Origin of the sequence: Thermodesulfatator autotrophicus (genome assembly GCF_001642325.1) — a bacterium.
Taxonomy (GTDB): Bacteria; Desulfobacterota; Thermodesulfobacteria; order Thermodesulfobacteriales; family Thermodesulfatatoraceae; genus Thermodesulfatator; species Thermodesulfatator autotrophicus.
Map to the genome: position 1 here is coordinate 1 of NZ_LSFI01000047.1, position 20,878 is coordinate 20,878.

Below are 20,878 nucleotides of genomic sequence, written 5' to 3' on the forward strand. Positions count from 1 at the left end.
GCGAGCGGAGGGAAGCAATCCTTGTCGCGAGCGGTAGCGAAGGGATCTCCTCGCAGTGGCCCGCTGGATCACTTCGTTAAGATAACTCATAGCCCGACGATGAATTTTGTCATGTAAATGATCCTGATACTAAAACTGAGGCTACAAAGCGACCTGAAGAAGTTCTTTCTCCTGATAATCAGAATCTTCCAAATAAATAGAAGCCAGATAATCCGCCAGTTTTTTGTCCATCTTTTTAAAGGCGTTAGTTTTTTCTATATAAAAATATTTAAAAATATGTCTTTTCATGTTGTAACTATGAGTAAGAATCCAAGCGTCTTCAGGTAAAGTTATGTGGAAGAAAAAATCTATAACGGTTTGCCCCTCCCAAAAAGGACTATAGGCCACCTCATATCTTTTTTTAACATCGATCAAGTCAAGCCGTTCTAGATAAGCAGGAGCATTTTTTAAGCGGGGATAATAACTTAGAGGACTTATTCTTTCAAATAATAACAATAACTCATAAAATGTTGTGTGCTTGGGATGAACCGAGATAACAAGGTCGGTAACCCCTTTGCTGATGGCGTATTTATAAAGAATACGAAATATATAAAAAAGGCCGTTACGGCTGTAAATATCTGTTTTAGCGGCCAGGCAGGTAAATTCAGCTGGTTTTCGGCCTTCTTTCCTTAATTTGTCAATTATGTCTTTATAAAGGCTATCGCTGGGAAGACCAACTTCAGAATCTATAACCAGGGTGGCCGTGCTGGTAACTTCCCCTGTTTCTAGAGAACGGGCTACACATACCCGACTATCTGGTAAGGCTTGATAGGGTGTAAAAAACAGGCGCTCTTTGGAAGTGGGAATTAAACCCACTTCATGATAGCGGTCATAAAGGAGAGAAAAAGCTTCTTCAAATTCTTCTAACTTGGAACAAAAAGAAACTTCAACAATCCTTTTGGTTAAACACTCTGGCACCTTAGAAAGATTAAGACGCCTTCTTCGCCGCCAAACTTCTTTTTTATTTTCAGACATATTTTTTATTTCTCCTCCCCTTTATTTAACATTTCAAAATATTTCTTCACTAATCCTGAGACTGCTCCGTCGGCCTTTCGCCTCCTCGCAGTGACAAAGTGAGCTTGTCATTGCGAGGCCTCGTCAGAAGCCGAAGCAATCTCAACCCGGCAATTTCAGCGAGGATCTCCTCGCAGTACAACACGGCCAAGTCATTGTGAGCTTCCATGCACTCTGTCATGGTAGCCCTCCTCTCCTACTGTGTCATTACAAGCTTTTTCTGCTTTGTCATTGCAAGCCAAGAAGTAGCAAAGCAATCTTTGTCGCAGGTGACACAATCGCGTGGCGATCTCAATTTAATGTTTCTGAATTTTGCAAAGGCATCTTACTTCTTTCCACGTAATAAAACATTTTTGAGGTAACATGATCGCCAAAGTACCCCTCAGGATTGCCTTGTTAGTAATACAGCTTAAAAATGTTATTTACATTGGTACTCCCCAATAATACTAACGGGAGCATTTTTTACATTACAGAGCGTCATCGCGAGGCGACTAAGTCGCCGTGGCGATCTCTGATCCCTTCTGTATAGTTCGAGACGGAGATTGCTTCGCTTCACTCGCAATGACAACCCAAAATTGTCACCTGTTTTACGCTCCCAATAATATTATCGGCTCATAGGTTTATTTTCTTAATTTTCCTCTAAAAATTCTGGACAAATGAGACATATTTGAAAGATGTTTTGAAAAGTTTTTAGGTGGAATCCCTTCTTGGCTAAATTGACAAATGGATTATTTTTTAGCTCATGAAGCTAATAGACACCCATGCCCATTTAAACTTAAAAAGTTCCTACAAAAAAGAAGAAATTCCTGAAGTTATTGCTAGGGCACGAGAAGCTGGAGTAGAAAAAATAATAAACGTTGGCATTGATATAAAGACCTCTATTCGCGCCCTTGAGCTAGCCCAGGAATACGAAGGCCTTTTTGCCACGGCAGGGATTCATCCTCACGAGGTCAAAAAAATAAACGACGAAACCTATCCCATTTTAAAAAGCTTACTGGATAATCCCAAAATGGTGGCTGTTGGTGAAATCGGCCTTGATTACGCCAAAGAATACAGCCCGCGCAAGCTCCAGCAAGAGCATTTTTTGCGCCAGTTGGCCCTTGCCAGAGAACTAAAGCTCCCGGTCGTAATACATTCCCGCGCCGCTTCTCCTGACATTACTGGCCTGCTTGTAACTGAATTACCAGAGAAATTTGTCTTTCACTGCTACGCCGGAGATGTAGCCGAAGCTAGAAAGATTCTTGACCTAGGTGGCTTCATCTCTGTTACGGGTATCATTACCTTCCCAAAAGGTGAAAACATAAGGGAAGTAGTTCGTTTTGTTCCTCTTGACCGGCTTATGGCAGAAACTGATTGCCCCTTTCTCACGCCAGTTCCTTTTCGTGGCAAGCGAAACGAACCCGCCTTTGTGCGCTACGTGGTAGAAAAGATCGCCGAAGTTAAAAAGGTACCTTTTGAAAAGTGTGCCGAGGCTACAACTAAATGCGCCGAGGAATTTTTCGGAATTTAAAGCCGCTGGTTCTGGCTTCACAAAGCCCGAGGCGTAAGGAGCTTCTGGCCAGCCTTGGTATAACTTTTGTCGTGGAACCAGCCAGAATCAAAGAACCTCCCCCTGAAGGAGAAGAGCCAAAAGACTACGCTTTAAAACTGGCAAGACTTAAGGCCCAAGAGGTAGCCTCTCGAGTTAAAGAAAGTATTGTTCTGGCCGCTGATACCATCGTGGTTTGCCAGAATAAAATTTTAGGAAAGCCCAGAAATAAAAAAGACGCTCTTTATATGCTTGACCTGCTCTCAGGAAATAAGCACGAGGTATTTACAGCCTATGTAATCCAGGATGGGAAAGATTTTATCGAAAACACAGTAAGAACTGAAGTTTTCTTCAAAAACCTTAGGCCAGAAGAAATAGAAGCATATCTAGCCACTGATGAACCCTGGGATAAAGCCGGAGCTTATGCCATACAGGGCCTTGCTTCTTATATGGTAAAATGCATTAACGGTTCAGTTACTAACGTAATAGGGCTACCCCTTACCGAGGTAGTAGAAGACCTGTTAAAACTTAAGGTGATAACCTATGAAGAATAAAAAAAATGGCCTCATGGCCGATATAAACGTAACCCCTCTGGTAGATGTAATGTTGGTGCTTCTTATCATTTTTATGATAACCGCTCCTCTTCTATCAACCGGACTTGAAGTTGACCTTCCTAAAACTAAGGCTGGTGAAGTTGAACAGAAAGAAAAAACCCTTTTAATTGTTATTAACGAAAAAGGGGAAATTTTCGTTAACGATAAAAAGATTGGCGTGGAAAAACTTTCCCATTTTTTAACTCAGGCCCGCAAGGCGAAGCTTACCAAAGACGTAAACATAAAAGCGGATAGGCGTTGCCCTTACGGGCTGGTGGCCAAGGTGCTGGCCGAAGTCAAAAAGGCAGGTTTTGAAAGCGTTGGCCTGATTACCCGCCCGGAAGAAACATGAATTCTTTAAGCTGGCCTAAAGCCTTTTTATTTTCGCTGGTATTGCACCTGTTAATTTTTTCAGGGCTAATCCTTGCCAACCGGCCTTCCTCACCTAAGGAAACTGTTATTCGCATAAACCTAAAAAGCTTAAACCTTGCCCCTGAACCAGCTAAAAATAAGCCTCCTGCCAAACCCTTAAAACCACAAACAAAGAAAAAATCCTTTATTCCAAAAACTTCAAAATCCAAAGCTATTGCTAAAAAGAAACCGGCTCCTAAGCCTGCACCTAAAAAGGCTATTAAAAAAAACAGGTCTTCTCCTAAAAAAGTTGCCAAAAACTCCAAGGCCCCGGTTAAAGCTACCTCTAAACCCAGTAAAAGCGTGGAAGAAACAACCAAAGAAGAACAAATACTTGCCAAAAAACTTGCCGCTTTAAAGGCCAAGGAAGAAGAAAAACTGCTTAAAGAAAAACTTGCCGCTATAAGCGAAAAGGTAAAAGGAGGGTTATCCATTGGAAAAGGCATTTCAGAAGAAACTACCCAGCTCATAGCTTCTCATCTCATGAATTTTTGGGCAGTCCCTAAAATTCTTGAGGATAAGCCCTATCTCAAGGCAGAAGTAGAAATTGAAATTGCCCCAAATGGCAGAATTATCTCCTGGCGTTTTATCATGCGTTCAGGAGAACCACTTTTTGACGAAGCCGTAGCAGCCACTATTAAAAAAGCTAACCCTTTACCTGCCCCTGGAAAATATCTTAAACTTCCTGCAGTATTCAAAATGAAGTAAAGGATAAAATATGATGGAAAAATTTTTCACCCTACAGAACGTTATCACGAGGCGACGTAGTCGCCGCGGCAGTCTCTTGGATTGCTTCACTTCGCTCGCAAGGGCCCTTCCTATTTGTCATTGCAGGGAGCACATAAGCACGACAAAGCAGCCTCTCTCCCGAGCTCTAGCGAAGGAATCTAGATTGTTTCGCTCTGCTCGCAATAACAGCCTCAAGATCTATATCGTGCTTCCATTAATAATTGTTGTTTGTTTTTTTGGATATTTTTCCTGCCTATATGCCCAGGAAAAGATTGAAATAGTTAATCCTGAGCTTATTAAAATACCGGTAGCGGTTCCTGAATTTGATGGTCCACTCCCCTTGAGCCGGGAAATGGCCTCTATTGCCAGACATGATTTAGAATTACACCTACTTTTCAATGTGCTTGGCGAAGGGCTTCACACCGAAGAAACAAACCTCTTTGCCTCTCTCGGAGTGGACTGGCTAATCAAAGGCAAAATAAGCCTCTCGGGGAATCATCTCCAGTCAGCCTTTTACCTAACTGACATGGTCAAAGGTAAAACGGTGCTTGCCAGGGGCTTTCGTGGCCCTAAGTCTTCAGCCCGATACATGGTGCATCGCTTTGTTGACCTGGCTGTCAAAGAAATGCTTGGTGTACCTGGCGTGGCTATGAGCCGCGTCGTCTTTGTAGAAAGGAAAGGGCTAAAAGATACTCTTTTTGTCCAGGACTTTGATGGCCATAACCCCATACCCCTTATCAGCGGAGAACTTATTTTAAGCCCCAGGCTTTCTTCAGACGGCCGCAAGGTAGCCTTTGTCTATTATCAGAATAATCGTTCTTCAATCCAAGTGATTGACTTGACTACAGGCAAAAGGCACACTGTTTGTCAGTATCCTGGGCTCAACGCTTCGCCCGCCTGGCACCCTGACGGAAATAAACTGGTGGTAACCTTGAGCAAAGACGGCACCATAGACCTTTATCTCATAGACTTAAATGGAAAAATCTTACGGCGTCTGACCCACGGCGAAGGCATAAACACCGGCGCGAGCTTTTCGCCTGATGGAAATTACCTGGCCTTTGTTTCAGACCGCACCGGGCGTCCTCAAATTTATATTATGGACCTCATCACCAGAGGGGTAAGACGCCTTACCTTTAAAGGAAGGTACAATACTTCTCCTTGCTGGTCTCCAGCAGGGGATAGAATTGTCTATGCCAGCCTCAAAGGAAGGGTTTTCTCTCTTTTTACTATTGACCCTGAAGGTGGTGAACCGATACAAATTACTAGTGGACAGACGAGCTTTGAAGCTCCCTATTTTGCGCCTAATGGGCGTCTAATTCTGGCTCAAGGGTCAGACGGACTTTATCTATTTCTGGTGAACGGGGCCGCTAAAATGCATTACAGGGAGGGCAAAATCCTTTTCCCTTCCTGGGCAAAATTGCGCTAAAACGAAACGTTATGTTATTAAGGGAAGTATGAAACAGATGACAATTTTGAGGCTGTCATGATGAGCCACTTCTTAGTTATGATGAGCTTTTTATTGTCATTGCGAGCCCCTTCTGTGTCATTGCGAGCGGAGCGAAGCAATCTCTACCGCGAGGCACCGCCGGTGCTGTGACGATCCGGTAGAGATTACTTCGTCGGCCCTTCGAGCCTCCTCATAATGACTCGATAGGGTCACTTCGTCGCTCTTCTCGCTCCTCGCAGTGACAATAAAAAGCTCGCAGTGGCAGATAGGGGGGCATGGAGAGCCACGAAGTGGCGAGGGGAATCCTTGTCGTTAGGTTACTATGTCTCCTTGCAACGATACTCTTTATTTGATCTTTCCTACTTGAAGTTCAAAATCTTCTTTTAACAAAAAGAATCATAAATTTTAGATAAGAACAAAAGCGAAATATGTTAAAATGGTCAGAAATAGGATCAATAGTTGAAAGGCCTAGGAAACAACGGTAAAAAAAGTTACCCTTGGGCATGAGCTCATTTTTAGATCGGAGTGGCCGTATATTTGCCGGATGGTGAGGATTTTGAGCATGAAAAGGAATTGAGCCCAACCCAAAAACATAATTGATTTTACCTGGGAAAAGGTTATTCCCTAAGAATATTTTTTTGTGATTACTGGAGGCGCGAATGATTGAACGGAAACTTACCAGGGAACAGCAAATAGTAGTAGAAGTGGCTGATTACATAGGTCGCAACTACATCGCCCCCCACGCCATTGAATGGGACGAAAAAGAATATTATGACCCCGCGCCCATAAAGGCCATGGCTCAGGCTGACCTTTTTGGCCTATTGATTCCCAAAGAATATGGCGGGCTTGGGTTTGGTTCTACGGAAACAGCGCTTGCTATGGAGACTATTTCCAAGTACTGCCCGGGAGTAGCCACCACTTTTGCCGCTGGCTGCTTAGGTGCGCTCCCTCTTTTAATCGGTGGCACCAAGGCCCAGAAAGAAAAATATCTTCCTTTAATTGCCCAGGGCAAGGCCCTTTGTGCCTTTGCCTTAACTGAACCACAGGCAGGCTCAGACGCCGCCGCCATCAAAACCACCGCCAAAAAAGATGGTGACCACTATGTTTTAAATGGTATAAAAACCTGGATTACCAATGGCGGCATTGCTGATATTTACGTAATAATTGCTTTAACGGATCCTAAAAAAGGTCCTCGCGGGGCAAGTGCTTTCATTGTCCACAAAAACGATCCAGGGTTTGTCCCTGGACGAAAAGAGAAAAAAATGGGCTTAAGGGCTTCGGTAACCTCAGAACTCCTCCTAATGGACTGTCGCATCCCTAAAGACCGCCTCATCGGGCGGGAAGGTATGGGTTTCATCCTGGCAGTTAAGGCCCTTGATCTGGCACGCCCAGGGGTGGCTGCCCAGGCCATAGGCCTTGCCCAGGGGGCCATGGAGGTCTCTATAAGGCACTCCAAACGCCGTATTCAGTTTGGCCAGCCTGTTTATAATTTCCAGGCGGTAAGTCATACCTTTGCCGAGATGGCCGCCCGCATTGAAGCTGCTAGAAGCCTTCTTTACGATGTCACCAGCATGATTGACTCTGGTACGAAAAACATCTCCGGGGCCTCGGCTATGGTCAAATTTTACGCCACGGACATGGCCATGTGGGTCTCAGAGCGGGCCGTCCAGATGATGGGAGGTCTTGGTTACAGCCGGGATTCCCTGGCCCAAAAATACATGCGTGACGCCAAGTGCCTGCAAATCTACGAAGGCACTAACGAAATTCAGAAAAACGTTCTTTCCCGTGAGCTTGCAAAGCTATATCAAAGTGAGGAGGGCCAAACCTGATGCGTATAATGTGTTGTTTAAAACCTGTCCCAAAGCCCGGTTCTGTTAAAGTAGACCCGGAAACGCATACCTTGAAGCGCGAAGAAAGTGAACTGGTGCTAAACCCCTATGACCGCTACGCTCTAGAAGCAGCGGTTGAGCTTGCTGAAAAAACAAACGGCAAGGTGGTAGCAGTTTCCATGGCACCCCCTAATGCCAAAGATATTCTCTTAGAGGCCTTTGCTTTCGGAGCCGATGAATTAGTACTACTTTCAGACAGGGCCTTTGCCGGAGCTGACACCTTAGCCACCAGCTATACCCTTGCCTGTGCCGCCAAAAAGCTTGGCCCCTTTGACCTCATCGTTTGTGGGAAGGTCTCTGTTGATGGAGAGACCGCCCAGGTTGGCCCGGAACTTGCCGCCTGGCTTGGTCTTCCTTCGGTTACCTGGGTTAAAGACATAAAGCCCTTAAACGATAGTTTGGAACTCATAAGAACAAGGGAATTTGGTGAAGAAAAAATAAAGGCCAAACCACCTCTGGTGATAACTATTGAGCATGAAGCCAATGTGCCTCGGCCACCTTCTATAAAAAGGCTCCTTAAACAGGATGAAGTGGAAGTAAAGATTCTTTCAGCCGGTGACATAGGAGCTAAAGAAGAATACCTTGGCTTAAATGGTTCTCCTACCCAGGTTATAGACACTTTCGCCCCGGAATACCACGGAAAAAGAGAAATAATTTCTGGCCCGCCTGAAGAGGTAAGCGAGCGCCTTTTGAGCATCCTTAAAGAAAGGGGGCTTATCTAATGGAAAACTATCAGGGAGTAGCTATCTTCGGTGAGTGGACGGGAAGAGAAATTCATGAAAGTACTTACGAGCTTTTAAGCGAAGGACGTCGGCTGGCTGACGAACTCAAAACCCATTTGATAGTTCTTTTGCCTGGACCGCCTGAAGCTAAGGAAGCGGCCAGCGAGCTTATTTCTTACGGAGCAGATAAGGTTATAGCCACCCTTGACGAAAGGCTAAATGACTTTCGTGATGACATTTACGCCAGGATAGTAGCAGAAAAGATTGAAAAATACCGCCCTGAGATAATGCTTTTCCCGGCTACTTCTTTGGGCCAGGCCCTTGCCCCCCGGGTAGCAGGTCTTTTAAAGCTTGGCCTTACAGCCCATTGCATTGCCTTTGAAATTCGCCAAGAAGACCGCACTCTTATCCAGGTTAGACCTTCATTTGGAGAACAGGTAATGGCGCGCATAATCTCGCGCACCAGGCCTCAGATGGCCACGGTAAGGCCTGGCGTCTTTCCACACGCTAAAAAAATAGAAGGCTATCAGGGAGAGATTGAAATTTTCAGGCCCTCTGAAGAAGCCTTTAAAAGTTCACTTGAAGTTATTGAAAAAAGGCCTAAACCAAAAACAGATGTTGATATCACCAAGGCTCAGGTTATCGTGGCTGGAGGCCTGGGATTGGGATCAAAAGAACACTTTCAAAAACTCTTTGATTTGGCTGAGCTTCTAGATGGCGCCGTTGGAGCTACCAGACCGGTATGTCACCTTGGCTGGATCTCTGAAGACCACATGATAGGCGTAAGCGGAGTAAGTGTAAGGCCCAAACTCTATCTTGGCTTTGGTATCTCAGGCTCTCTACATCACACCGTAGGCTTGCAAGGTGTGGAAACTCTGGTAGCCATAAATATTGACGAAAAAGCTCCTCTTATGAAGCAGGCAGACATAGCCGTTCAAGGAGACGCCAGAGAGATTTTACCTCTTTTGATAAAGAAACTAAAAAAATTAAAAAGTCAGAGGGAAAATGACTGAAGAACAACAAACAAAAAAATGGCCCTGTGAAATACCCAGTCTAAAAATCGGCCAGTTTGAAGCTCCAGTGCCCATTATTCAAGGCGGCATGGGGGTTGGAATTTCGCTGGCAGGGCTTGCCTCTGCCGTAGCCAGAGCCGGTGGAATCGGTGTAATTTCAGCTGCCCTTATCGGTATTTTTGAGGGAGAGGCCGTATTTTTTAAAGACCCTAAAGCTGCCAACATCAGGGCCCTTAAAAAACAAATTGCCCTGGCCAAAAGTAAGGCTCCAGGGGGAATTATCGGCGTAAACATCATGGTGGCCTTAACTGATTTTGAGCCCCTTTGCGTGGCTGCTTTTGAAGCTGAGGCTGACATCATTTTTGCAGGTGCAGGGCTCCCGATGAGTCTTCCTGGCCTTCGCCCTGAAGGGAAAAACCACTCTCGTCTGGTGCCAATTGTTTCTTCTGGAAGAGCAGCTACCTTAATCGCCAAAAGATGGCTAACCAAATATGGCTATCTTTTAGACGGGGTGGTGGTAGAAGGTCCGAAGGCTGGTGGTCATCTAGGGTTTTCCCACGACAAAATAGAAGCCGAAGAATCACAACTTGAAAACATAACCAGAGAAGTGATTGAGGCCATGAAACCTTTTGAGGACAAAGCCGGGCGTAAAATTCCCGTAATCCCTGCAGGTGGTATTTATACGGGAAGAGACATTTATTTTTACATAAACAAGCTTGGCTGTGCCGGGGTTCAGATGGCTACCCGCTTTGTAGCCACCTATGAATGTGACGCAGCCCTTCCTTTTAAGGAGGCTTATATTAAAGCCACGCAAGAAGATATAACCATTATCAAAAGCCCGGTAGGGCTACCTGGCCGGGCTATAAAAGGCAAATTTATTAAAGCAGTGGAAGAAGGGAAAAAGTCACCCTATAAGTGTATTTATCACTGTCTTAAGACCTGTGACTACCGTAAGGCCCCATATTGCATAGCCGCGGCCTTAATCAACGCTCAGCGCGGACGCCTTGACGCCGGCTTTGTCTTTGCCGGCTCAAACGCCTATCGCATAGATAAAATCGTCTCGGTTCAAGAATTAATAGACGAACTTATGACTGAGTATTGTGAAGCCTTAAAAGAAGACGAAGAAAGGAGTTAGATATGAACCTTGAAAACCGCATAGCCTTGGTAACCGGAGCTTCCAGAGGAATCGGCCGGGCCATTGCCATAGCTTTAGCCAAGGCCGGCGCAGATGTAGTCGTAAACTACAGTTCTTCAGAAGAGGCTGCCAAAGAGGTTGCAAATGAAATTGAAAAGCTTGGTCGCAAAGCTATAACTTCTAAATTTGACGTGGCCAATGCTACCGAAGTTTCTGAGGCCGTTAAAAAAGCCGAAGAGGCCCTTGGCCCCATTGATATTCTGGTAAATAACGCCGGGATAACCCGTGACACCTTATTTTTACGTATGAAAGAGGAAGACTGGGACCGCGTGCTTGAAGTTAATCTCAAAGGGGCCTTTAACTGTAGTAAGGCCGTAATTCAGGGGATGCTTAAGCGCCGTTTCGGCCGCATTATCAATATTTCTTCAGTAATTGCCATGACGGGAAACGCCGGGCAGACTAATTACGCCGCGGCCAAAGCCGGACTTATAGGTTTTACCAAGTCTTTAGCCAGAGAAGTAGCCACCCGTGGTGTTACAGTAAACGTGGTGGCCCCGGGCTATATTGAAACTGACATGACAGCTAAAATTCCAGACAAAATAAAAGAGGCCATTTTAGCCCAGATTCCTATGGGAAGAGTCGGCAAGGCCGAAGAGGTGGCCCCGGCGGTGGTTTTTCTGGCTTCACCTGAGGCTTCTTACATTACTGGCACGGTACTCCATGTAAATGGCGGGCTTTATATGTAATTTTTCATTTTACGTCTTGGAAAAACGCTGAGTTTCAGGTAAAAGTCGGCATAAGAAAAAGCAAATTAGTCTTAAAGAGGAGGAAGTCATGTCAGTAGAAGAAAAGATTATAGACATTATCGTAGAAAAGCTTGGAGTTTCTCGTGAGCAGGTAAAGCCTGAGGCATCTTTTATTGATGACCTGGGAGCAGACTCCCTTGACCTGGTAGAATTGGTAATGGCCATGGAAGAAGCCTTTGGTATGGAAATCTCCGACGAAGAAGCAGAAAAGCTTCGCACGGTGAAAGACGTTATTGATTACGTAAAATCCAGAACAGGAGAGGCCTAGTGAAAAAACGCAGGGTTGTTGTTACCGGTATAGGAGCTATCACCCCTGTAGGTATAGGCATAAAAGAGACCTGGGAAGGCCTGGTAGCTGGCCGTTCAGGCATTGGTCCCATAACCAAGTTTGACGCCACCGGCTATCCCAGCCGGGTGGCCGGTGAAGTAAAAGGCTTTAAGCCTGAAGACTTTATGCCCAAAAAGCTGGTTTCACGGCTTGATACCTTTATCCACTATGCCATTGCCGCCTCCCAGGAAGCCATTGAAGACGCCGGCCTGGCAGGAAAGACTCTTGGAGAAAAAACAGGCGTTATCATAGGTGTAGGCATGGGAGGCATTGATGTTATAGAAGAATATACTCCCGTGCTCCTTGAAAAGGGCTGGCGGCGCATAACGCCCTTTTTCGTTCCTATGATGATTCCCAACATGGCTGCCGGCCAAGTAGCCATTTTTCACGGGGCTAAAGGGCCAAACCTTGCGGTGTGCACAGCCTGTGCTGCCGGCACCCACGCTGTTGGCGAGGCCCTTAGATACATTCGCGAGGGCCGTTGCGATATGGTTATAACAGGTGGCACCGAAGGCTTAATCACTCCGCTTACCATAGCCGGCTTTGCCGTGGCCAAGGCCCTTTCCACCAAGTTTAATGATCAGCCAGAGAAGGCCAGCCGTCCCTTTGACGCCAAGCGCGACGGCTTTGTCATTGGGGAAGGCGCAGGCATACTCGTGCTTGAAAGCCTTGAACACGCCCTGGAACGCGGAGCCAAAATTTATGCTGAAGTTTGTGGTTACGGGCTTACGGCAGATGCCTATCACATGACGGCTCCTCCTCCAGACGGCGAAGGGGCGGCTCGGGCTATGGCCCAGGCCCTTGAAGACGCTGGTATAAAGTATCACGAGGTAGATTATATTAATGCCCACGGTACCAGCACCCCGTTAAACGATGTAGCTGAAACCAAGGCCATTAAACAGGTCTTTAAAGATAAGGCTAAAGAGATTCCGGTATCTTCCACCAAATCTATGACCGGGCATCTTCTGGGTGGAGCCGGAGGGATTGAAGCGGTGTTTACGGTAAAAACCATTGAAACCGGCATTATTCCACCTACCATCAATTACGAAGAGCCTGACCCCGAGTGTGACCTTGATTATGTGCCCAATAAAGCCAGAGAAGCAGATGTAAAAATTGCTATGTCAAATTCCTTTGGCTTTGGAGGAACAAACGCTGTCTTAGTTTTTAAAAAGTATGAGGGATAGCCATGAAAATAGCCCTTGGAAGCGACCACGCTGGTTTTGAACTTAAAGAAAAGATTAAAACTTTTCTTGAAGAATTAGGCCATGAAATCTTAGACCTTGGTTGTTACTCTAAAGACTCGGTAGATTACCCTGAATTCGGGGCAAAAGTTGCCCGGGCTATTTTAAATGGCGAAGCAGAAAGGGGTATCTTAATTTGTGGCACAGGAATTGGCATGAGCATGGTGGCTAATCGCTTCCATGGCATTAGAGCTGCCCTTTGCCACGAACTTTTTACCGCCAAAATGGCGCGCCTCCACAATGACGCTAATATTTTAGTTCTGGGCGGCCGGGTTATAGGTGATGCGCTAGCCTTTGAAATGGTAAAAGTTTTTATTGATACTCCTTTTGAAGGCGGCCGCCATGAAAGAAGGATCAAACTTATAGATGAACTAACCAAGGAGTAAAAAAAAATGAGTTTCTTGAAAAGGGAAGACCCTGAAATCTTCGGCCTGATTGGTAAAGAGCTAAAACGCCTTCAAAATCAGCTGGAAATGATAGCCTCAGAAAATTTGGCCTCTCTGGCGGTAATGGAAGCCGAAGGTTCGGTTTTAATGAACAAATATGCTGAAGGCTATCCCGGTAAGCGTTACTATGGTGGCTGTGAATTTGTTGACCAGGTTGAAGATTTAGCTATAGAAAGGCTTAAACTCCTTTTTGGGGCCGAACATGCTAATGTTCAGCCTCATTCTGGCTCACAGGCCAACATGGGAGTTTATTTTTCTGTACTCAATCCAGGGGATACGATCCTTTCCATGAATCTGGCCCACGGTGGGCATCTTACCCATGGTTCCCCGGTAAGTTTCTCGGGAAAACTTTATAAAGTGGTTCACTATGGTGTCTCCCGCGATACCGAAACCATTGACTATGACGAAGTTAGAAAGCTTGCCCGGGAACACAAGCCTCAAATGATAGTAGCCGGAGCCAGTGCATACCCCCGTGTTATTGACTTCCAGGCTTTTCGTGAAATCGCCGATGAAGTTGGCGCTTATGTGATGGTTGACATGGCCCACATTGCTGGCCTGGTAGCAGCCGGCATCCATCCCTCGCCTGTGCCTTACGCTGAATTTGTTACTTCCACTACTCACAAAACCATGCGTGGACCAAGAGGCGGCTTTATCCTATGCCAGGAGCGCTTTGCTAAAGTTATAGATAAAACCATCTTCCCTGGTATTCAGGGTGGGCCACATATGAATATCATCGCCGCCAAAGCTGTTTGTTTCAAAGAGGCCCTGGCCCCTGAATTCAAAACTTATCAGCAACAGGTAGTGGCTAATGCCCAGGTTTTAGCCGAAGTTTTAAAAGCCGAAGGTTTTAGATTAGTCTCCGGAGGAACAGATAATCATCTTATCCTGGTTGACCTTACTAACCAGGGAATAAGCGGTGCTGAAGCTGAAGAAGCTTTAGAAAAGGCTGGTATCACCGTCAATAAAAATGCCATTCCTTTTGACCCCAAACCACCGAGAATTACCAGCGGTATTCGTATTGGCACCCCGGCTGTTACCACCCGCGGCTTAAAAGAAAAAGAAATACAGCAAGTAGGCGAATGGATGGTAGCCGTACTTAAGGACCCTGGTAATGGAGCATTGATTAAAGACATTAGAGCCAAAGTAGAAAAGCTCTGCCAGGAATTCCCGATCTATAAAGAACTTGATACCCTTTTTGCCGCATGATCAGAGCCCCCTGGCATGAATATTTTATGCTGCTTGCCAAGATTGTAGCCTTACGCTCGGGTTGCAATTCGCGGCCATCAGGAGCAGTAATTGTAAAAGACAAACGCATTCTGGCCACCGGTTATAATGGCCCCATGCCAGGGGCCTGGCATTGCACGGACCGCGGCCCTGGTTATTGTTTCCGTCGGGAAAAGGGTATCCCTGATATTGACAAATATAACTTTTGTCGCGCCACCCACGCAGAGGCCAACGCCATTGCCCAGGCCGCGCGTTTCGGCATTTCCGTAGAAGGAGCTTCTCTCTATTGTACTCTTGCACCATGTTACGTGTGTCTCAAACTTATAGCCTCCGCTGGAATCAAAGAAGTTTATTACGAACACGATTATGGAAGCCGAGACTTTGAGCGTGACCAGTTCTGGAAAGAGGCCATCAAAGAAGCTGGCCTTAAAAAATTTGAACAGGTTATCGTCTCTGAAGAGGTGTTGACTCAGCTACAAGAAATTCTTCCTTACCCCACCTCTAAGAGGCGGCTTGCCCCTACGGAGTTTTTAGAAGAATTTGAAAATGATAAAAAATATGGCCTACCCAACGTTGAAGTGCTTTTAAATAAACTTCGCTACCTAACAAAGCAAGCTTTGAAAGATATAACCTTCGTTATTGAAAAACCCACAGTTAAAGAAAAACCTACCGAACTGTCTTTTTACTTTAATGATAAACCCTTTGACCTTTCAAATCTAATTAATACTCTTGAAAAGCAAATAAACTTAGATCAGAAATTTAACTTTGCGGTCAAATATGAAAATATTGAAGTTTCTATAGAAGTCTTAAGAGAAGCTGAAAATATAAGGTTTAAATGTTCCTTAGACCACTGCAATCTGATATCTTTTACCAAAATTGCTGAAGGCCTGGATTATATTATCAATCAAGTTTCAGAACACCTATCTCTTCCAGCACGCCTGGAAATAAGTATAAAAAGTTTAACCACAAATTAGTTGGTACCACTAATAGCTAAAAGAGACCTTTTGCAAAGCTATAAACATTTTTTAGATCGCCACGGCGACGGTGTCGCCTCGCGACAAGGATTGCTTCGCCACTTCGTAGCTCGCAACAATGACGGGACGGTAAGGGAGCCGCATGACACTTTTTTGTTATTGCGGACAGTATATTCCCAACTGTCACTGCGAGGGAACCCTCGCTCCCCTCGGAATAAGCGAAGCAGTCCCATGAAAATATTTGGCAAAGGTCTCCTAAAAATAAAACCATTAACGGTACCATAAGAGTTTTAATTAATTTTGGGTGACAGTTATGCTAATCTGAAGTTCTTGTTGTATCGGCGCAATAGCAATATTAACAATACGGCCTTTCTTTTCGTACATAAGCACCGATTGAACTCCCATTTTGGTAAAAGCCTTTTCAGTCCATCCCTTCTTCTTCATTTCCTGCCTGTAAACATTTATGACTTTAGAAACTTCATCCTAGTAATCAGAGTGATAGAATATCCTTCTGGTATTTTAACTGCCATAATAGCCTTAGAAGGACGGTAGGAGGTGAAAATGTCACAAAATAAGTATTCATTTCCTTGGTAGGTTCATACTAGATTTTTTAAAAAATCACCAGCTTAATTTTTACCATTATTGGGGGCACAAAAAGATGAAATTTTTGATTTGTAATTTTGAAGGCGGAGTAATGTCTTGCTAAACAGTACTCCCTTAAGCCAAATAAAAAAGGCCTGGCTGAGGGTTAACCTCAACCAGGCCTTCCTATCAAATTTAACCCGGGCGCCGACCTACTCTCCCACCGGGGTAACCCGGCAGTACCATCGGCCCTGGAGGGCTTAACGACCGTGTTCGGAATGGATACGGGTGTGGCCCCTCCGGTATGGACACCCGGGAATCTATTCTATTATGCTTCTCCCTCCAATAAAAGCTCTATCTCATCTAAAGTATAAGTCTCTTCTTCTGCTCTCTCTTCTTCAGCTTCCAATAGAAGATAAAGATCTTCCCAATCCTCAAGAAATTCTTGTATATTTTTTATTTCCTTCTTAATTTTTTCTAAATTATATAATTCAAACATATCGTATCGCCCTTAAAAATATTAACACCAAATATTAATAATACTTATCGGCACTTTGCCGATGAACAATTTTATATACCACCCAAAACTCACCTTCTTCTTTAATCAAAACCCGATAAACACCAACCCTTAAACGATAGCGTTTAGGTGCCAGCTTCCGAATATCTCCCTGAAAATTTTCTTCTAAATTTCTTAACGCTTCAATAATTTTATTTTGATATTCTTTAGGTATCTTAGCAAGATCTTTATAGGCACCTTTTTTAAAAACTACTTTTCTTTTCAAAGATCAACCTTATTCTCTACCCAAAAATTGCCGACAAGTGACATAGGGTACCGCTCCAGTATCCACGAGCCACCCCACAGTATCAACTCTATTAAGCCAATACTGTGGCCAAGCCGCTCGGGCGATTAGTACCGGTCAGCTCCACCCATTGCTGGGCTTCCACCTCCGGCCTATCTACCAGGTAGTCTCCCTGGACCCTTCTGGGACAGGGTCTCCCCTGTCTCGGGAGGCCTTATCTTGAGGTGGGCTTCCCGCTTAGATGCTTTCAGCGGTTATCCCTTCCGCACATGGCTACCCGGCTGTGCGGCAGGCCTGCCACAACCGGTCCACCAGTGGTGCGTCCACCCCGGTCCTCTCGTACTAGGGGCAGCTCCTCTCAAGCCTCCTACGCCCACGGTGGATAGGGACCGAACTGTCTCACGACGTTCTGAACCCAGCTCACGTACCCCTTTAACGGGCGAACAGCCCGACCCTTGGGACCTTCTCCAGCCCCAGGATGGGATGAGCCGACATCGAGGTGCCAAACCGCTCCGTCGATGTGAACTCTTGGGAGCGATCAGCCTGTTATCCCCGGAGTAACTTTTATCCGTTGAGCGACGGCCCTTCCACTCGGCACCGCCGGATCACTAGGCCCGACTTTCGTCCCTGCTCGGCCCGTCGGCCTCGCAGTCAAGCACCCTTCTGCCCTTGCACTCAACGGCGGGTTTCCAATCCGCCTGAGGGTACCTTTGGACGCCTCCGTTACCTTTCAGGAGGCGACCGCCCCAGTCAAACTGCCCACCAGGCACTGTCCCTGTGGAGGATCACCCCACCAGGTTAGCACCCCGATGCAGGAAGGGTGGTATCTCAAGGTCGGCTCCACCCGGGCTGGCGCCCAGGCTTCCCTGCCTCCCACCTATCCTGCACATCCTGCACCGAAGTGCAATGCCAAGCTGCAGTAAAGCTTCACGGGGTCTTTCCGTCCCACCGCGGGTACCCGGCATCTTCACCGAGACTACAGTTTCGCTGGGACCCTGGCCGAGACAGTGCGGCAGTCGTTACGCCATTCATGCAGGTCGGAACTTACCCGACAAGGAATTTCGCTACCTTAGGACCGTTATAGTTACGGCCGCCGTTTACCGGGGCTTCAAGTCCGAGCTTCGGGGTCAACCCCCTAACCCGGACCCTTCACCTTCCGGCACCGGGCAGGCGTCAGACCCTATACGTCGTCTTACGACTTAGCAGAGTCCTGTGTTTTTGGTAAACAGTCGCCACCGCCGATTCCCTGCAACCCACACCAGCTCCAGCCGCTATGGGCCTTCACCAGCGTGGGCACCCCTTCTCCCGAAGTTACGGGGCCATTTTGCCGAGTTCCTTAGCCAGGGTTACCCCACGCGCCTGAGCATTCTCTGCCCGCCCACCTGTGTCGGTTTGCGGTACGGTCACCTGAGCTTCTTCAGCCACGAGGCTATTTCTCGGCAGTGTGGTCCGAGCACCTTCCCGAAAGCTCACGCTCCCGGTTACTTACTCCCCCTCACCCTCAGGGACGGGATTTGCCTCGCCCCCTCTCCGGGCTACGGGTTTGGAGGGCCTGCCATTCACGGCCCCGGCGCCCTTCCCTCCTGCGTCACCCCTTGGCCTCCACTCAGGTGGCGGGGGATTGTTGACCCCTCTTCCCATCGGCTACGCCTTCCGGCCTCGCCTTAGGGTCCGGCTAACCCTGGGCGGACGACCCTTCCCCAGGAAACCTTGGGCTTACGGCGAGAGGGATTCTCACCCTCTTTATCGCTACTCGTGCCCGGATTCTCTCCTCCGACCACTCCAGGTGCCCTCACAGGTCACCCTTCTGCGCGGTCAGAGTGCTCCCCTACCACTCATGCCTCCAACAGCATGAGTCCGCAGCTTCGGCGACTGGCTTAAGCCCCGTGGTATTTTCGGCGCAGCCCCGCTCGACCAGTGAGCTGTTACGCACTCTTTAAATGATGGCTGCTTCTAAGCCAACATCCTGGTTGTCTAAGCAGGGCCACCTCCTTTACCACTTAGCCAGTACTTCGGGACCTTAGCTGGCGGTCTGGGTTGTTCCCCTCTCGTCGCTGGACTTTATCACCCAGCGGCTCACTCCCAGGGTCCATCTGACGGTATTCGGAGTTTGCCGGGGTTCGGTAGGCCGGTAAGCCCCCTAGCCCCAACAGTGCTCTACCCCCGCCAGATAACCCCTGAGGCTGTACCTCAATACATTTCGGGGAGAACCAGCTATCACGGGACTCGATTAGCTTTTCACTCCTACCCACAGCTCATCCGAGGAGTTTTCACCCTCCACCGGTTCAGGCCTCCAGCGGGTGTTACCCCGCCTTCACCCTGGCCATGGGTAGCTCGTCCCGCTTCGGGTCTGCCGCCAGCGACTCTGCGCCCTTTCAGACTCGCTTTCGCTTCGGCTCCGCCTATTCGGCTTAGCCTCGCCACTGACGACAACTCCCGGGCTCATTATGCAAAAGGCACGCCGTCACCCACGCTATCGCGCAGGCTCCGACTGCTTGTAGGCCAGCGGTTTCAGGCTCTATTTCACTCCCCTCCCGGGGTTCTTTTCACCTTTCCCTCACGGTACTCATGCTCTATCGGTGCGCAGGGAGTATTTAGCCTTGGAGGGTGGTCCCCCCTGATTCACACGGGATTCCTCGTGCCCCGTGCTACTTGGGTAGCACACCCAGGGAGTCCCTCCAGCTTTCGCCTACGGGGCTCTCACCCTCTACGGCGGACCTTTCCAGGTGCCTTCGGCTAACTGGCGGGATTTGTCACTCCCCGAGGAGTCCCTAGCCTCCTCCAGTGTGCCCCCTCTACCCCGGATGGGCAACGCCTAGGGGCTTCTACACCCATCCGGTTTGGGCTCCTCCCCTTTCGCTCGCCGCTACTCAGGGAATCTCGTTTGATTTCTTCTCCTCCGGGTACTGAGATGTTTCACTTCCCCGGGTTCGCCTCCACCGGGTATTAACCCAGCGGATGACCAGGTATTACCCTGGCCGGGTTCCCCCATTCGGGAATCCACGGATCAACGCCTGCTTGCGGCTCCCCGTGGCTTTTCGCAGCTTGCCACGCCCTTCATCGCCTCCTGCGCCCGAGGCATCCACCGCTGGCCCTTAGTAGCTTGGCCACAAAACTATCTTAAAAAATACTCGTATCCTTGCTCTCGGCTCGTGGATACCGGGCGATACCCTATTCACTTGTCAAAGATCTACGCCTACCAAGAGGCTTTGCTGAACTACCCCCCCCACTACCCAGGGCAGCTCCCCAAAACCCCTTACCTCTGGTGGAGGTGAACGGACTCGAACCGTTGACCCCCGGCTTGCAAAGCCGGTGCTCTCCCAACTGAGCTACACCCCCATATCTCCTGGTGGGCCTAGGTGGATTCGAACCACCGACCTCACGCTTATCAGGCGTGCGCTCTGACCTAAACTGAGCTATAGGCCCAACCTTACAGGCCTAACTACCCTTCACCTTCCACCTTTACTAACCCTTCACCCTTTAAAAGAACAAATCAGCCTCACGGCTGATCCCTCAAAACTGAATAGCGGCTAACAGGCAAGCACCCTTCTCTTCTCCTCTTCTCCAGTCCGTACACTCAGACTCCTTAGAAAGGAGGTGATCCATCCCCACCTTCCGGTAGGGATACCTTGTTACGACTTCACCCCAGTCACCAGCCCTGCCGTCGGCGCCTCCCTCCCCCTACCGGGGGTTGGGATAGCGACTTCGGGCAGAGCCAGCTTCCGTGGTGTGACGGGCGGTGTGTACAAGGCCCGGGAACGTATTCACGGCGGCATGCTGATCCGCCGTTACTAGCGATTCCGGCTTCACGGGGTCGAGTTGCAGACCCCGATCCGTACTGAGGACGGCTTTCTGGGTTCTGCTCCCCCTTGCGGGTTCGCTTCCCTCTGTACCGCCCATTGTAGCACGTGTGTAGCCCTGGGCATAAGGGCCATGATGACTTGACGTCATCCCCCC

18 protein-coding genes, 2 tRNA genes, 3 rRNA genes and 1 pseudogene are annotated in these 20,878 nt (G+C 47.7%); 15 read left to right on the plus strand and 9 right to left on the minus strand.

What is annotated here, in order from left to right; translation table 11 throughout:
• Positions 1–141: 141 nt before the first annotated feature.
• On the minus strand, positions 142–1,014 hold the full coding sequence (locus tag TH606_RS09400; RefSeq protein ID WP_068543255.1) for an N-acyl amino acid synthase FeeM domain-containing protein: 873 nt from the start codon (positions 1,012–1,014) through the stop codon (positions 142–144).
• 781 nt (positions 1,015–1,795) lie between these two features.
• Between TH606_RS09400 and TH606_RS09405 the strand changes: the two genes are divergently transcribed.
• From TH606_RS09405 to TH606_RS12115, 15 genes and pseudogenes are all read left to right on the plus strand, one after another.
• Positions 1,796–2,563, plus strand: a complete 768-nt coding sequence (locus TH606_RS09405) for a TatD family hydrolase (RefSeq protein ID WP_068543257.1) — start codon at positions 1,796–1,798, stop codon at positions 2,561–2,563.
• Positions 2,536–3,135: a Maf family protein gene (locus tag TH606_RS09410; protein ID WP_068543260.1), complete on the plus strand. Its 600-nt coding sequence runs from the start codon at positions 2,536–2,538 to the stop codon at positions 3,133–3,135. The genes TH606_RS09405 and TH606_RS09410 overlap by 28 nt, the downstream gene beginning before the upstream one ends.
• A complete protein-coding gene (gene tolR / locus TH606_RS09415) occupies positions 3,125–3,526 on the plus strand; it encodes a protein TolR (protein ID WP_068543263.1) in 402 nt (133 codons plus the stop codon). Before TH606_RS09410 ends, tolR begins: the two co-directional genes overlap by 11 nt.
• Positions 3,523–4,293 carry a TonB family protein gene (locus TH606_RS09420; protein ID WP_068543266.1) on the plus strand — a complete coding sequence of 257 codons (771 nt, stop codon included), beginning with the start codon at positions 3,523–3,525 and terminating at the stop codon, positions 4,291–4,293. Before tolR ends, TH606_RS09420 begins: the two co-directional genes overlap by 4 nt.
• Before the next feature lie 226 nt (positions 4,294–4,519).
• Positions 4,520–5,740, plus strand: coding sequence for a PD40 domain-containing protein (locus tag TH606_RS09425; protein WP_197460554.1), 1,221 nt, complete (start codon positions 4,520–4,522; stop codon positions 5,738–5,740).
• Between the two features lie 680 nt (positions 5,741–6,420).
• Positions 6,421–7,590, plus strand: coding sequence for an acyl-CoA dehydrogenase family protein (locus tag TH606_RS09430; RefSeq protein ID WP_082863607.1), 1,170 nt, complete (start codon positions 6,421–6,423; stop codon positions 7,588–7,590).
• Positions 7,590–8,372: an electron transfer flavoprotein subunit beta/FixA family protein gene (locus tag TH606_RS09435; protein WP_068543272.1), complete on the plus strand. Its 783-nt coding sequence runs from the start codon at positions 7,590–7,592 to the stop codon at positions 8,370–8,372. Before TH606_RS09430 ends, TH606_RS09435 begins: the two co-directional genes overlap by 1 nt.
• Positions 8,372–9,385 carry an electron transfer flavoprotein subunit alpha/FixB family protein gene (locus TH606_RS09440; protein WP_068543275.1) on the plus strand — a complete coding sequence of 338 codons (1,014 nt, stop codon included), beginning with the start codon at positions 8,372–8,374 and terminating at the stop codon, positions 9,383–9,385. Before TH606_RS09435 ends, TH606_RS09440 begins: the two co-directional genes overlap by 1 nt.
• On the plus strand, positions 9,378–10,520 hold the full coding sequence (locus TH606_RS09445; protein ID WP_068543279.1) for an NAD(P)H-dependent flavin oxidoreductase: 1,143 nt from the start codon (positions 9,378–9,380) through the stop codon (positions 10,518–10,520). Before TH606_RS09440 ends, TH606_RS09445 begins: the two co-directional genes overlap by 8 nt.
• Positions 10,521–10,522: 2 nt before the next feature.
• Positions 10,523–11,266, plus strand: a complete 744-nt coding sequence (gene fabG, locus TH606_RS09450; RefSeq protein WP_068543282.1) for a 3-oxoacyl-[acyl-carrier-protein] reductase — start codon at positions 10,523–10,525, stop codon at positions 11,264–11,266.
• A gap of 88 nt (positions 11,267–11,354) precedes the next feature.
• Positions 11,355–11,594: an acyl carrier protein gene (acpP, locus tag TH606_RS09455; protein WP_068543285.1), complete on the plus strand. Its 240-nt coding sequence runs from the start codon at positions 11,355–11,357 to the stop codon at positions 11,592–11,594.
• The gene (fabF, locus tag TH606_RS09460; RefSeq protein WP_068543288.1) at positions 11,594–12,838 is read left to right on the plus strand and encodes a beta-ketoacyl-ACP synthase II; all 1,245 of its coding nucleotides are present in this window, start codon (positions 11,594–11,596) and stop codon (positions 12,836–12,838) included. Before acpP ends, fabF begins: the two co-directional genes overlap by 1 nt.
• A 2-nt stretch (positions 12,839–12,840) precedes the next feature.
• Positions 12,841–13,281 (plus strand): ribose 5-phosphate isomerase B, encoded by a 441-nt coding sequence (gene rpiB / locus TH606_RS09465; protein ID WP_068543291.1) that lies wholly within the window; start codon positions 12,841–12,843, stop codon positions 13,279–13,281.
• 6 nt (positions 13,282–13,287) lie between these two features.
• Entirely contained in the window at positions 13,288–14,547 is a 1,260-nt protein-coding gene (locus TH606_RS09470; RefSeq protein WP_068543294.1) for a serine hydroxymethyltransferase, read from the plus strand.
• Positions 14,544–14,924: pseudogene (locus tag TH606_RS12115) on the plus strand (deoxycytidylate deaminase); the annotation flags it as partial. The gene TH606_RS09470 and the pseudogene TH606_RS12115, both read left to right, overlap by 4 nt.
• A gap of 909 nt (positions 14,925–15,833) precedes the next feature.
• Here the strand turns inward: TH606_RS12115 and TH606_RS11560 are convergent.
• From TH606_RS11560 to TH606_RS09505, 8 genes are all read right to left on the minus strand, one after another.
• Complete coding sequence (locus TH606_RS11560) at positions 15,834–15,983, minus strand: hypothetical protein (RefSeq protein WP_157627909.1); 150 nt, start codon at positions 15,981–15,983, stop codon at positions 15,834–15,836.
• A gap of 337 nt (positions 15,984–16,320) precedes the next feature.
• Positions 16,321–16,437, minus strand: a 5S ribosomal RNA gene (gene rrf / locus TH606_RS09480).
• Between the two features lie 12 nt (positions 16,438–16,449).
• A complete protein-coding gene (locus tag TH606_RS11565; protein ID WP_157627910.1) occupies positions 16,450–16,620 on the minus strand; it encodes a hypothetical protein in 171 nt (56 codons plus the stop codon).
• 34 nt (positions 16,621–16,654) lie between these two features.
• On the minus strand, positions 16,655–16,903 hold the full coding sequence (locus tag TH606_RS09485; RefSeq protein ID WP_068543297.1) for a type II toxin-antitoxin system RelE family toxin: 249 nt from the start codon (positions 16,901–16,903) through the stop codon (positions 16,655–16,657).
• 104 nt (positions 16,904–17,007) lie between these two features.
• A 23S ribosomal RNA gene (locus TH606_RS09490) occupies positions 17,008–20,030 on the minus strand.
• 154 nt (positions 20,031–20,184) lie between these two features.
• A tRNA-Ala gene (locus tag TH606_RS09495) sits at positions 20,185–20,260 on the minus strand.
• Positions 20,261–20,268: 8 nt separating this feature from the next.
• Positions 20,269–20,347, minus strand: a tRNA-Ile gene (locus TH606_RS09500).
• A 164-nt stretch (positions 20,348–20,511) separates the two neighbouring features.
• Positions 20,512–20,878: ribosomal RNA gene (locus tag TH606_RS09505) — 16S ribosomal RNA — on the minus strand; the annotation flags it as partial.